The following is a 12,634-nucleotide window of genomic DNA, read 5'->3' on the forward strand; positions in this document are numbered from 1 at the left end:
GCTGCTCTTCGTTCGGGTGTCCCGGTAGCCGACCAACGGTCGGCTCTACGTGGGATCGCGGTAGCCGACCAACGGTCGGCTCTACGGGTGGCCGCCGTTGCCTTGCGATGGCGGCGTTGCGTTACCCGCGCGGCTTGCTCGGGTTGAGCTGGTTGCCGAAGAAGATCGCGTTCAACAGCAGGCGCTCGGTGCCATGCCAGTACTTGCGGTGGGCCGGATCATCGGCGAACAGCACCACGTTGCCCTGCCCCTGCGGGGACACCAGCAGCCACGCGGCACCGGCGACGCGGCTGCGGTTGCGCTCGGAAAGGTAGCCGTTGACCTTGGGCGCCTCGTCGATGCGCACCACGGTGGAGAACGGATTGCGGCTGGGCTGGAAGCTCAGGCCGTTTTCCTTGTTCACCGCAAGCTGCCGACGCGGCACGCCGAAGCCCAGCGGATGCGTGTTGTCCACGTCCGCGCTGAGGATGTTGCCGCTCACCCGCTCGATGGCTGCGATGTCGCGCTGGTCGCCGAACGCACGTCGGGCGCCTTCCGGCTCCTTCTCCTCCGGCCCCAGCACTTCGTCGCTGAGCTTCTGCTCGATCGCCCAGCGCGCGGCCGTGCCGTAGGTGATCAGCGAGCCACCGGCGTTGATCCAGCGCTTGAGCGCCGCCACTGCGGTGGCGTCCACGCCGGCATAGGTACCGCCGGCCAGGACAATGGTGGTGTAGCGGTCCAGCGTGATCTTGCCCAGCTGGGCCGGATCGATCTTGCTGGCCGGCAACTGCAGGTGCTGATCAAGCAGGAACCATGCCGAGCCGATCTCGGTGGCGCTTACGCCCTCGCCCATCACCAGCGCCACCGCCGGCTTGCGCAGCGCCTTGACGCTGTCACTGCCCAGATCGATGCCACCACGGCTCTGCCCGCTGGACAGCGCCTGGATGTGCACGCCACTGCTGCGTGCGACCGCATCGACCGCGGCAAGCAGCTCGACACCGGCCAGCGGCTGGCCCGCGACCGGCACCACCACGCTGCCATAGCCGAATGACTGCTCGCCCTGCGCGGTGGCCGCGGTGAACGGCTGGAAGGCCGCGCGGGTCACCACGCCCTTGGCCTGCAGCGCATACAGCGCGCGGCTGGCGTTGTAATCGCGCCAATCGAACACGTAGGCGTAGCCCGCCTGACCGCCGACCACGCCACCGTTGGCGGCCGGTACGCTGGCCACGCGCTCGCCACCGGCAATCCGGCTGCGGCTCGCGGCGAAGGCGATGCCGTAGGCCGGCGCGATCGCATAGGAGGTGCTGCCGTAGAACACATCGCCCTTGATCGGCGGGGTGTCGGCGAAGATCGAATGCACCAGGCGGAACTGCGGTTGCGCGGCCTGGACGACGTACGCGCTGCCCGGCTCGAAGCGCTGCCCATCCACGGTGACCGGGGCGCTCAACGCCTGCACCGTGATCTGGTGCTGCAGCAGCAGATCCAGCAGCCGCTGGGTCAGGCCCGGATCGGCCGCGTCGCCGAACACGAAGGACTTCACCGCCTGCTGGTTGGCCTGCTTCAGTGCGGACTGGAAGAAGTCCTTCTGCAGCTTCAGCAGCCCATCGCGTTCGGTCACTGCGCCGCGCACCGTGCCCAGTCCGGTCGCCACCTGGTTGCGGATGGTGAAGCCGAAGGTCAGCAGCCCGTTGGCCGATTCCTGCACGCGGCCGCGCGAGCTGGCCTGCTCCACGGTCACCCCGACCGCGCCGTGGAAGTCCGGGTAGGTCGAGCCGTACACCGGCGAGAAATTGTCGAAGTTCTCGCCCGTGTAATACAGCGAGCCCAGTGCATCCAGTGCCTGCGCGTGGTACTTGGCCAGGGTCTTGTTGAACTCGTACGACGATGCCGGAATCAGCGGGCTGTGCATGCTCGCCGGTGACGGCTCGAAGTAGTAGGTGCTGTCCTTGCCCATCTCGTGGAAGTCGATCTGGACGTTGGGGTACCACTGGTGGAAATAGGCGATCTTCGGTCGCGTGTCCTGCTGGGTGAGGGCCAGCCAGTCGCGGTTGAGGTCGGTGAAGTAGTGGTTGGTGCGGCCCTGCGGGAACGGCTCGACGTGCTCCTTGTCGGCCGGATCGGCCGAGGCCGGCGAGGACGCATAGGCGTTGTGCCAGCTCGCCGCGCGGTCGCGCCCGTCCGGGTTCTGCGCCGGATCGAACAGCACCACCGCCTGCTGCAGCCACTGCGCGGTCTCCGCGCTGCGGTTGGCGACCAGGTAGTAGGCGGTGAGCATCGCCGCTTCGCCGCTGGAGGTTTCATTGCCGTGCACGCTGTAGCCCAGCCACACCACCACCGGGCTGCTGCCGGCGGCCGAGAGCGGCTGCGCCGGATCGGCCAGGGTGACGTGCTGGCGACGCAGCGCGTCCAGGTTCTGCAGGTTCTGCGCCGAGGTCACCGTGGCGATCAGCAGCGGGCGGCCCTCGTAGCTGCGGCCGATTTCTTCAACCTTGATCTTGTCCGAGTGCTTGGCCAGTGCGTTGAAGTAGGCCACCAGCTGATCGTGCCGCGTGTAACGGCTGCCGATCTCATAGCCGAGAAACTGCTGGGGCGTGGGCACGGCCGGATCGAAATCACCGCCGGCCGGGAAGAAGTACGCGCTCTGCGCGGAGGCAGGCGCAGCGAGCACAGACAGCACCAGCGCCACCCAGGCGATGGGAGAGAACAGACGACGTTGCAAAGACACAGCGATTCCCCGAAAGACGGGCCGGTTCCTTCCGGCCCTGTGGATACGCACGCTCCGGTGCGCTGGATGAGGTCAGAAGCGGTAGTCGAAGCCGACGGTGAAGTAGCGGCCGCGCAGGTCGTACTGGCTGAAGTCGTACGGCGCGCGGATGCCCGGGAAGGACGCGTCGTACGGCGGTTCCTCGTCGGCCAGGTTCTGGATCTTGGCGTACAGGGTCAGCTTGTCGATGCCGGTGTAGCCCAGATACAGATCGAACTGGCTGTAGGCATCCACCCGATCCTGTACGGCGGTGGCCGCTGCGCTGGCCTTCTGGTCATAGCCGCTGGTGTAGTACCAGGTGAGCGCGGTGCGGAAATCGCCGTAGCTCCAGTCGAAGGTGGTGGTCGCCTTGTTCTTGGGCAGGGTCGCGCCGAGGTTGCTGCCGGCGTAATCCACCAGCGGGCCACCGACCACGGTGGGGCGGCTGTAGTTGCGCACGTGGGTGAAGGCGGTGCTCAGGCCGAAGTCGCCGGCCTGCGTGGTCGGGAAGCGCTGGCGCAGTTCGACATCGAAGCCGGAGGTCTTCAGCTCACTCAGGTTCTGGTAGCGGTTGAACACCGCCAGCAGCTTGCCGCGCTCATCGCGGCTGACCGCACCCGGCACGTTGTCGGTGACCAGGGTCTGGGTGTTGTTGGTGCCCACCAGGTTTTCCAGCTCGATGCGGTAGTAATCCACGCTCAGGCTGGTGTTGGACCACGGCGAGAGCACGATGCCGGCATTGAAGCTCTTGGTGCGTTCGGGCTTGAGATCGTTGTTGCCGACAGTGAAGAAGGTCGGGTTCTGCCGCGAGCCCGGCACGTCCGGGTCGCGCGGATCGATCACGCTGCCGTAGGCGATGCTGGTGCTGTTGGAATTCTCCGAGAGCGACGGCGCACGGAAGCCCTTGGAAGCGGCCGCACGCACCAGCAGGATGTCCCACGGCTGCCAGCGCAGGCTCAGCTTGGGCGAGAACGCATCGCCGAAATCGCTGTAGTGGTCGGCACGCGCGGCCGCCTGCAGCTCCAGGCGCTCGGCCAGCGGCACGTTGACTTCGGCATAGGCGGCGGTGACCTTGCGCTCGCCGTGCACTTCAGCGATCGCCGGGCGGATCTGCAGGCCGGCATCGATCTGCCAGGGGTTGTTGGAGTCCAGTTTCTCGCGACGCCACTCGGCCCCGGCGGCGAAGCCGATCTCCCCAGCCCAGGTGTGGCCCAGCGCGCCGGAGATTTTGGCGTCCACGCCCTGCAGCACCGATTCGGCCGGGCGCAGCGTGCTGATGTTGATCGCATTGAGAACGTCCGATGACGTCGCGGCCGGATTGAGCAGGTTGTAGCTGCCGCTGGCCAGCGCATCGGCCAATGCGTAGCGGTTGGCGAAGCCGCCGGACACGGTTTCGCGCTCGCTGCTGCGCGCACCGAACGCGCCCACTTCCCAGTCCCAGTTCTGCAGGCTGCCACGCAGCCCGACCAGGCCGCGGTAGGCCTGCGAGCGGTTGGTCTTGATGGTCGCGCCGAGGTTGAAGAAGGTGTACTCGATCGGCACCGCGCGGCCATACGGGTTGTACGGGCTGCTGGCGGGCAGGTTGGAGGAGACCGGTTCGGCCAGGCCGGTATCGGCGTTGAGCGCGAAACGGCCGCTTTCCAGGGTGAAGAACGGGCTACTGCCGAACCAGGACACGCCCTTGATGTCGCTGTAGAGCACTTCACCGAAGGCCTCGATGTTGTCGTTCACCCGGAAGGTGCCGTTGACGTAGGCCTGGTAGCGCTTGGTCGAGGGAATCAGCGTGGTGTACGGCGCCTGGTTGAAGCCGCAGGTGTTGCCGGCCAGGCCGTCGATCGGCGCGCTGGCCACCAGCGTGGTGCCCTGCGGGCAGTTGCCGCTGGCATCGAGCATCGGCACCGACGTGCCATTGACCAGGTAGCGCGCGCCCTTGGCCGACCAGCCGTTCCAGCGCCCGCCAGGCTTGTCGGTGTAGATGCCGGATTTGGTGAGGTCGCGCTGGTCCTGGTCCAGGCGCTCGCGGTTGTAGCCTTCCAGGCTGACCAGGATGTTGTAGCCGTCGGTATCCAGGTCACCGATGCCGCCGACGAACTTCAGGTTCTGCTCGTCCAGCCCGCCCTGGTCGGCGGTGCCGAGGCTGCCACCGAGTTCGGCGCCCTGGAAATTCTGCCGGGTGATGATGTTGACCACGCCGGCCACCGCGTCGGAGCCGTACACGGCCGAGGCGCCGTCCTTGAGCACTTCGATGCGTTCCACGGCCACCAGCGGCAGCGCGTTGAGGTTGACGAAGGTGTCCGACAGGCCGCCGGCCGGGAAGCCGTAATTGGCCAGACGCCGACCGTTGAGCAGCACCAGCGTGTTCTTCTGCGACAGCCCGCGCAGGCCGATGCCGGCCGAACCGGAGGCCCAGCCGTTGTTGGTGGTTTCGTTGTTGGCGTTGCCGGTGTTGGCCGAGATCGAGCGCAACAGGTCGGCGACGGTGGCCTTGCCGGTCTCTTCCAGCTGCTGGCGGCCGATCACCTGGACCGGGTTGGCCGACTCGGTATCGGTACGTTTGATGTTGGAACCGGTGACCCGCACGGCGGCAAGGGTCTTGCTGTCGCCGGCGGCATCGGCGGTTGCATCGGGGGCGGCATCGGCGAACGCGGGCAAAGGCGTAGCCAGAGCGGCGGAAAGCGCCGCTACAAGAAGGGTGTGCTTGGGCATGGACTTCAGTGGGGTGGTGGACGACGAGTTCCGCAGTAATCCATGCCTGGCGATGAACCGGCCAATAACATCTCTTCATACGGATATAAGAGAACCTAACATCTCTTCATCCGGATGGAAATGTTTCCGTGAAGGAGCGATGGGCTGTTGCCGTCACCGCCCGGCAGGTCCACCGGTACAATGCGCCAATGGAAATCTTCAAAGTCTTTACCCTCGAGGCTGCCCACCTCCTCCCCAACGTGCCGCCGGGCCACAAGTGCGCGCGCCTGCACGGGCACTCGTTCCGGGTGGAGCTGAAAGTCGAAGGCGAGCCGGGCGAGCACAGCGGCTGGATCATGGATTTCGGCGACGTCAAAGCGGCCTTCCAGCCCATCTACGACCGCCTGGACCACCACTACCTCAACGACATCCCCGGCCTGGAGAATCCGACCAGCGAACGGCTGGCGATCTGGATCTGGGACGAACTCAAGCCGGCGCTGCCGCAGCTGAGCGAAGTCACTGTGCACGAGACCTGTACCTCCGGCTGCCGCTACCGCGGCTGATCCGCACCAAGGTAGTGCCGGCCGCTGGCCGGCTCCCAGCGCCACGAGCGCCACGAGCGCCCTCGGCACTTTGAAGCAACCCATTGATGTAAAAACAGTTTCACTGATACCGGACCACAACTGGCAACAAGTTGTTGCAATGCAATATATTTGGCGTATGCTGCAGTGCATCAACGTTCTCGAGCCGTCCTGCCATGACGTCCGCGTTCACCGATTCCTTCAGCGCCTACACCCGCCAGCTGGCCGCCACGGCCACGCGTGCCAATCGGCTCGCCCTGGAAAATGCCGAAAGCATGTTCGGGGTGCAGTTGAAGACGCTGGAGAAGAACATCACCGCCACCAGCGGGTTCTTCGGTGACATCGTGCAGTCACGGCAACCGGATACGCTGCTGCCCAAGGGTGCGCAGCTGGCCCGCGACAATCTCGAGCGCTGGACCCATGCCAACCAGGAAGTACTGGGGCTTGGGTTGAAGGCCTCCGAGGCCTTCGGCGAACTCGCCCGGCAGCCGTTCGCGGCCGCCACGCCCGACGCAGGCAAGACGCGCGGCTGAGCAGACACACCATCGAATTTGCGTGGGTCCCTCCCCCCACGCAMTCCCAGACCCGACAGAACCCTCCCTCTGTCGGGTCTTTTTTTGGGCGCGCGTCAGCGCCTCGGTTGTTGTCGCTGACCTGCCCACGATCGCCTTGCCGTTTCCCGCCTGCGGAGGGAACGCGCCACGTTGTTTGGCGGGTAGTGCCGGCCGCTGGCCGGCTCCACGTAAACCACACGCAGGCTGCGCGTGCAGCCGACCAACGGTCGGCTCTACCAGCGCGCGGGCCGTCGACGCAACGTCCCCGCCCCGGGCATCAGCGTGCGGCAGTTGGCAGGGTGAACACGAACAGCGCGCCTTCGCGGCTGTCCATCAGGCGGATGTCGCGGTGGTGCAGTTGCAGGATGCGGTGGACGATCAACAGGCCGAGCCCGCCGCTGTCCGGGCGCGCACTGCCCAACGCGGGCGGCGTGTTGAACAACCCGGCGCGGCGCTCGGGCGCGATGCCCGGTCCGGTGTCGGCGATGGCGACCTGCACCTCGCCGTCCTGCGCGCGTAGCACCACCTCGATGCGGCCGCCTTCAGGAGTGTGGCGGATGGCGTTGTCGAGCAGGTTGGTCAGTACGCGCTCGATCAATGGCAGATCCGCCACGACTGCCGGGAGCCCGGGCGGTATGTCCGCGCTGAGCGTCTGCCGGCGTGCCTGCGCGCCCAGTTCGAATTTCTGGAACACATCCTGGACCAGGTCCGGCAGCGAGAACGCCTGCAGGTCCAGGCTGACCGCGCCGTGTTCCAGCCGCGCCAGTTCGAACAACGCCTGGGCCAGCGCACCGACCTTGCGGCTCTGCGCCAGCGCGATGCCAAGGTAGCGCTGGCGCTCGTCGGCGCTGAGCGTAGCGTCCTTCAGGGCCAGGGTTTCCAGGTAGCCGTGCAGCGAGGACAGCGGCGTGCGCAGGTCGTGGGAAATGTTGGCCACCAGCTCGCGGCGCTGCAGGTCCTGTTCGCGCAACTGCTGCCACTGCTCGCCCAGGCGCTGGCCCATGTGCCCGAAGCTGTGCTGCAGGATCGCCAGTTCGTCGCGCTCACCGGGACGCAGCGGGGTCGGTGGCAGCGGCGTGCCGGCACCGGCGGCGTCCACGTCGAAGGCCTGGATGCGGCGGGTCAGCTGGCGCAGCGGCCGGGTGACCCAACGGAACGCGACCCCGCCGGCCAACAGCCCGACCGCCGCCAGGATCGCCAACGACCACAACGTCGTGCGCAGGGTCGCGTTGGCGGCGATGTTGGCGGCCAGCGCCTCGCGCTGCTCGCCCACCAGCACCACGTAGATGTAGCCGGCCTGGCGTCCCTGCACCCACAGCGGGGCGGCGTTGAACACCTTGCGGCCGGTGGCGCTGCGCGGGTCGTCGCCGAGGATCGGCAACGGTTCGTCGCGCAGCAGGGCGCGTACCGGCGCCAGGTCCACGCGGTCGCGCTTGAGGTGGCCATCGGGCGCGTCATGGCCGAGGATGCGGCCCGCGTCGTCGAGCAGGTACACCTCGACGCTGGGATTGACCGCCATCAGCTTGCCGAACAGCGCGCGCACTTCGCCGCCGCGCATGCCGCGCGCGTCCATCAATTCACCACTGCGCGCGATATGTTCGGCCAGCCCGCGCGACAGCCGCTGCACGGTCTCCTGCTCGTGCATGGCGGTGCTGCGCATCTGGATCCACATCAACGCGCCGCAGCACACCAACAACAGTGCGCAGAACACTACCGACAGGCGCTGGGACAGGGTCAGGCGGATCACGCCGCTGCTCCTTCATCGCCGACCAGCTTGTAGCCACGACCCCACACCGTCTGGATGCGCTGCGGGCTGGCCGGGTCGCGTTCGATCTTGTTGCGCAGCCGGTTGATGTGGGTGTTGACGGTGTGTTCGTAGCCGTCGTGCTGATAGCCCCAGACCTGGTTGAGCAGGTCCATGCGCGAGTAAACCTGGCCGGGATGGCGGGCGAAGAAGTAGAGCAGGTCGAACTCGCGCGGGGTCAGCTCCAGCGCACGCCCGTCGACCTGAGCGTTGCGCGCGACCGGATCGATGCGGATGCCGGCCACGTCCAGTTCGCCGGCATCGATGCGCGCGTTCTGCGCCATTGCTTCCACCCGGCGCAGCAGGGCTTTGACCCGCGCCACCAGCTCCAGCATCGAGAACGGTTTGGCCAGGTAGTCGTCCGCGCCCAGTTCCAGGCCGAGGATGCGATGCACTTCGCTGGCACGCGCACTGGTGATGATGATCGGGGTGTAGCGCGTCATCGCGCGGGCGCGCTTGCAGATCTCCAGGCCGTCCACGCCGGGCAGCATCAGGTCCAGCACCAGCGCGCTCCACGGCTGCGCTTCGAGCAGGGCCAGCCCCTCGTCGCCGGTGGCGGCGTGGGTGACCTCGTAGCCCTCGTCGCGCAGGTGCATGCGCAGCAGGGTGGCGATGTGGACATCGTCTTCGACGATCAGGACACGCTTGGCGCTGCTCATCGGTGCGGGCGGGCCGGCCAGGAAGGGATGCCCGCATTGTCGGTCGATCCGGGCCTGAATGTGTCACGGAAAATTTAACCCTGCGTGAGGATTCGTTGACCGGCCCGGGCGCAGCATGGCCCCATCGTTCCCGGACCTGGAGATCGGCCATGCGTTACTCCCGTCGCAATGTACTCGGCATGGGCGCCATGACGGCCGCCGCCGGCGTATTTGGTCTGACCGCCTGCAGCGGCCCGGCACCGGCTGCCACCGCCGCCCCGACCCGTCGTTTCGAGGTGATGCGCACCGATGCGCAGTGGCGTGAACAGCTCAGCCCGGCGCAGTACGCGGTGCTGCGCCGGCAGAGCACGGAGCGGCCCTTCAGCAGCCCGCTCAACAAGGAGCATCGGCGCGGCACGTTCAACTGCGCCGGCTGCGCGCTGTCGCTGTTCTCTTCGTCGACCAAGTTCGACAGCGGTACCGGCTGGCCCAGTTTCTGGGCACCGCTGCATGACGCCGTCGCCGAAGACCGCGACACCACCCTGGGCATGATCCGCATCGAGGCGCATTGCCGGCGCTGCGGCGGCCATCTCGGCCACGTGTTCGACGATGGTCCGCGCCCGACCGGGCTGCGCTACTGCATGAACGGCGTGGCGATGACCTTCACCGCGGCCTGAGCGCCGTTTCTCCCTGCATCCTGGAAGGATCTGTCCATGTTCCTGCTTGTCCTGGCCTACCTCGGCGGCGTACTCACCATCCTCAGCCCGTGCATCCTGCCGGTGCTGCCCTTCGTGTTCGCGCGCTCGGACCGTCCCTTCCTGCGCAGTGGCCTGCCGCTGCTGGTGGGCATGACCCTGATGTTCGCGGTGGTCGCCAGCCTAGCGGCGGTGGGTAGCCAATGGGTGGCGCAGGCCAACCAGATCGGGCGCTGGATCGCGCTGGTGGTGATGGCGCTGTTTGCGCTGGCGCTGCTGTGGCCCTCGCTGGCCAACCGCCTGCTCTCGCCGTTCCAACGCCTTGGCGCACGCCTGAGCGCCTCGGCCGATGCGGCCAGCGACGCCGGACGCGGCGGGATCGGTACCTCGTTGTTGATCGGCATCGCCACCGGCCTGCTGTGGGCGCCGTGCGCCGGGCCGATCCTGGGCCTGATCCTCACCGGCGCGGCGCTGCAGGGCGCCAGCGTGGGCACCAGTGGCCTACTGCTGGCCTATGCACTGGGCGCAGCGACGTCGCTGGCGCTGGCGATCTGGATCGGCGGCCGGGTGTTCGCCGCACTCAAGCAGCGCCTGGGCATGGGCGAATGGATCCGTCGCGCGCTCGGCGTGGCCGCGCTGCTGGCGGTGGTGGCGATCGCGATGGGCTGGGACACCGGCGTGTTGACGCGCTTGTCCACGGTAAGCACGGCCAAACTCGAACAGGGCCTGCTGGATACGCTGCCCGGGCAGCAGCCGGCCGCGGGTGCGGCGATGACGACGGCCAGCGGCCAGCCGAACGGCGAACTGCCGGTGGAAGGCACCCTGCCCTCCCTCGCCGGCGCCACCGGGTGGCTCAACAGCCCGCCGTTGAGCGCTGAAGGCCTGCGCGGCAAGGTCGTCCTGGTCGATTTCTGGACCTACTCCTGCATCAACTGCCTGCGGGCCCTGCCGTATGTGCGTGAATGGGCCGAACGCTACCGCGACCACGGTCTGGTGGTGATCGGTGTGCATGCGCCGGAGTTCGCCTTCGAACGCAGCCTGGGCAACGTGCAGGGCGCGGTGAAAGACCTGAAGGTCACCTACCCGGTGGCGATCGACAATGATTTCGCGATCTGGCGCGGCTTCAACAACCGCTACTGGCCGGCGCACTACTTCATTGATGCCCAAGGCCGTATCCGCGCGCACCACTTTGGCGAAGGCAATTACGCCCAGTCCGAGCAGATCATCCGCCGGCTGCTGCGCGAAGCGGGCAACACGCTGCCCGACGAACCGGCGCAGGCGATGGCGATGGCCGCGGCGGCACCGCGCGATGGCGTGGAGCAGCAGGCCGACATGCGCAACCTGAAATCGCCGGAGACTTACCTGGGCCATGCGCGCGCGGAGAACTTCGCCTCGCCTGGCGGGCAGCAGCCGGACCGCGCCGCGGACTACACCGTGCCGGCCACGCTGGGCCTGAATCAGTGGGCGCTCGGCGGTCGCTGGACCGTGGGCAATGAGGACGCAGCGTTGGACGCGGCCGGTGGCCGGATCGCGTTCCGCTTCCATGCCCGCGACCTGCACCTGGTGCTGGCGCCGGCGGTCGATGGCAGGCCGGTGCGCTACCGCGTGCGCATCGACGGCCAGCCGCCGGGCGCGGCCGCCGGTGGCGATGTGTCGGCCGATGGCAGCGGCCAGGTCGGCGGGCACCGTCTGTACCAGTTGATCCGCCAATCCGGCGATGTGCGCGAACGGACTTTCGAGATCGAGTTCCTCGATCCGGGTGTGCACGCCTACGCCTTTACGTTCGGTTGAGCCCTGGAGGCCTTCGATGAAGATCGCAATGGACAAACTGGTTGCCGGCAGCATCGCCGCGGTGATCGCCGCACTGACGGTCACGGCGGTGCTCAGCCTGGACGGCCCGGTGCATGCCGCGCCGGCGCAGGCCCTGGTCACGGTGCCTGCACCGGGCGGCAGTGCCGATTTCAAACAACCCGGCAGCACGCGTGCGCAGGTGGTGTTCGCCGGCGGTTGTTTCTGGGGGGTACAGGGGGTGTTCCAGCACATCAATGGCGTGGACAACGCGGTGTCCGGCTACATAGGTGGGAGTGGGGCCGATGCCAGCTATCCGCGCGTGGGCGGCGGTGGCACCGGCCATGCCGAAGCGGTGCAGGTCACCTATGATCCGTCGAAGGTCAGCTACGGGCAATTGATGCAGGTGTTCTTCTCGGTGGTGCATGATCCGACGCTGCTGAATCGGCAAGGTCCGGATCGCGGTACCCAGTACCGTTCTGCGGTGTACGCCGATGACGCCGCGCAACGCGACGCCACGCGCGCCTATATCGTCCAGTTGCAGCGCGCCAAGGCGTATGCGGCGCCGGTGGTGACCCAGGTCGACGGCGGCAAGCGTTTCTATGCTGCCGAGGGCTATCACCAGAACTACCTCACCCTGCATCCCGAATCGCAGTACATCCAGATCAACGATGCGCCCAAGGTGGCGGCACTGAAGCAGCAGTATCCGGCGCTGTATCGCGAGAAGCCGAGGTTGGTGTCGACTCTTTCTGCGCGGTGATGCTGTTCTTTTGGAGCGTCGATGTCTGCGGTGCTCCCCCGCCCCAGACAGTGGGCTGGTGGCCGTCGAAAACCCTGGAAGCACGACGCAAAGACGGCAGGGCTGATGCTTGTAGCTGATGCTTGGGGCTGATGCTTGTGGCTGATGCTTGGCTGTCGCTGTCGCTGTGGCTGTGCTTGTGCCTGTTCGCTGCGCACCAGCCAACTGTCTGGGGCGGGTACGGGTGGGCTTGCGGGACCGTCAKGCGCCMYGGGTCCGACGCATGCGTCGGACGGGCTGGGCAGGACGCCCAGCCCCGGTCTTGCCACGTGCGCAGGATTGCGCACGTGCGCAAGGCGTACGCGAGCCTACAGGGACGTACTTGCGGCGTGTCCCGCAAACCCACCCGTACCCGCCCGAACCAGCGA

9 protein-coding genes are annotated in these 12,634 nt (G+C 67.3%); 5 read left to right on the top strand and 4 right to left on the bottom strand.

Going from position 1 to position 12,634, the window contains the following annotated elements:
- Nucleotides 1-121: 121 nt before the first annotated feature.
- On the bottom strand, nt 122-2,704 hold the full coding sequence (locus AC1DQP_RS08940) for a M14 family zinc carboxypeptidase (RefSeq protein ID WP_478051441.1): 2,583 nt from the start codon (nt 2,702-2,704) through the stop codon (nt 122-124).
- A gap of 72 nt (nt 2,705-2,776) precedes the next feature.
- Nucleotides 2,777-5,428 (bottom strand): TonB-dependent receptor, encoded by a 2,652-nt coding sequence (locus tag AC1DQP_RS08945; protein WP_457319638.1) that lies wholly within the window; start codon nt 5,426-5,428, stop codon nt 2,777-2,779.
- A 188-nt stretch (nt 5,429-5,616) separates the two neighbouring features.
- Here AC1DQP_RS08945 and queD point away from each other — a divergent pair, with 188 nt between their 5' ends.
- Nucleotides 5,617-5,970 (top strand): 6-carboxytetrahydropterin synthase QueD, encoded by a 354-nt coding sequence (queD, locus tag AC1DQP_RS08950; protein ID WP_312237236.1) that lies wholly within the window; start codon nt 5,617-5,619, stop codon nt 5,968-5,970.
- A 194-nt stretch (nt 5,971-6,164) separates the two neighbouring features.
- Nucleotides 6,165-6,521 carry a phasin family protein gene (locus tag AC1DQP_RS08955; RefSeq protein ID WP_457319637.1) on the top strand — a complete coding sequence of 119 codons (357 nt, stop codon included), beginning with the start codon at nt 6,165-6,167 and terminating at the stop codon, nt 6,519-6,521.
- A gap of 298 nt (nt 6,522-6,819) precedes the next feature.
- Here the strand turns inward: AC1DQP_RS08955 and AC1DQP_RS08960 are convergent, their stop codons facing one another.
- Nucleotides 6,820-8,289 (bottom strand): sensor histidine kinase, encoded by a 1,470-nt coding sequence (locus AC1DQP_RS08960; RefSeq protein ID WP_457318889.1) that lies wholly within the window; start codon nt 8,287-8,289, stop codon nt 6,820-6,822.
- Nucleotides 8,286-9,005 (bottom strand): response regulator transcription factor, encoded by a 720-nt coding sequence (locus AC1DQP_RS08965; protein WP_256775305.1) that lies wholly within the window; start codon nt 9,003-9,005, stop codon nt 8,286-8,288. The genes AC1DQP_RS08960 and AC1DQP_RS08965 overlap by 4 nt, the downstream gene beginning before the upstream one ends.
- A 149-nt stretch (nt 9,006-9,154) precedes the next feature.
- On the opposite strand from AC1DQP_RS08965, the gene msrB reads away from it, so the two are divergent.
- From msrB to msrA, 3 genes are read left to right on the top strand one after another with little or no spacing between them, the layout of a single operon-like run.
- On the top strand, nt 9,155-9,661 hold the full coding sequence (gene msrB, locus AC1DQP_RS08970; protein ID WP_457318891.1) for a peptide-methionine (R)-S-oxide reductase MsrB: 507 nt from the start codon (nt 9,155-9,157) through the stop codon (nt 9,659-9,661).
- 36 nt (nt 9,662-9,697) lie between these two features.
- On the top strand, nt 9,698-11,470 hold the full coding sequence (locus AC1DQP_RS08975) for a cytochrome c biogenesis protein DipZ (protein ID WP_457318892.1): 1,773 nt from the start codon (nt 9,698-9,700) through the stop codon (nt 11,468-11,470).
- A gap of 16 nt (nt 11,471-11,486) precedes the next feature.
- Nucleotides 11,487-12,227, top strand: coding sequence for a peptide-methionine (S)-S-oxide reductase MsrA (gene msrA, locus AC1DQP_RS08980; protein ID WP_457318893.1), 741 nt, complete (start codon nt 11,487-11,489; stop codon nt 12,225-12,227).
- Nucleotides 12,228-12,634 lie beyond the last annotated feature (407 nt).

The sequence above is a fragment of the Stenotrophomonas sp. P5_A8 genome, assembly GCF_056400545.1.

What these genes read in the sequence shown, in the direction of transcription:
- AC1DQP_RS08945 (WP_457319638.1), bottom strand. Translation starts at nt 5,428, where the DNA reads ATGCCCAAGCACACCCTTCTTGTAGCGGCGCTTTCCGCCGCTCTGGCT.
- queD (WP_312237236.1), top strand. Translation starts at nt 5,617, where the DNA reads ATGGAAATCTTCAAAGTCTTTACCCTCGAGGCTGCCCACCTCCTCCCC.
- AC1DQP_RS08955 (WP_457319637.1), top strand. Translation starts at nt 6,165, where the DNA reads ATGACGTCCGCGTTCACCGATTCCTTCAGCGCCTACACCCGCCAGCTG.
- AC1DQP_RS08965 (WP_256775305.1), bottom strand. Translation starts at nt 9,005, where the DNA reads ATGAGCAGCGCCAAGCGTGTCCTGATCGTCGAAGACGATGTCCACATC.
- msrB (WP_457318891.1), top strand. Translation starts at nt 9,155, where the DNA reads ATGCGTTACTCCCGTCGCAATGTACTCGGCATGGGCGCCATGACGGCC.
- AC1DQP_RS08975 (WP_457318892.1), top strand. Translation starts at nt 9,698, where the DNA reads ATGTTCCTGCTTGTCCTGGCCTACCTCGGCGGCGTACTCACCATCCTC.
- msrA (WP_457318893.1), top strand. Translation starts at nt 11,487, where the DNA reads ATGAAGATCGCAATGGACAAACTGGTTGCCGGCAGCATCGCCGCGGTG.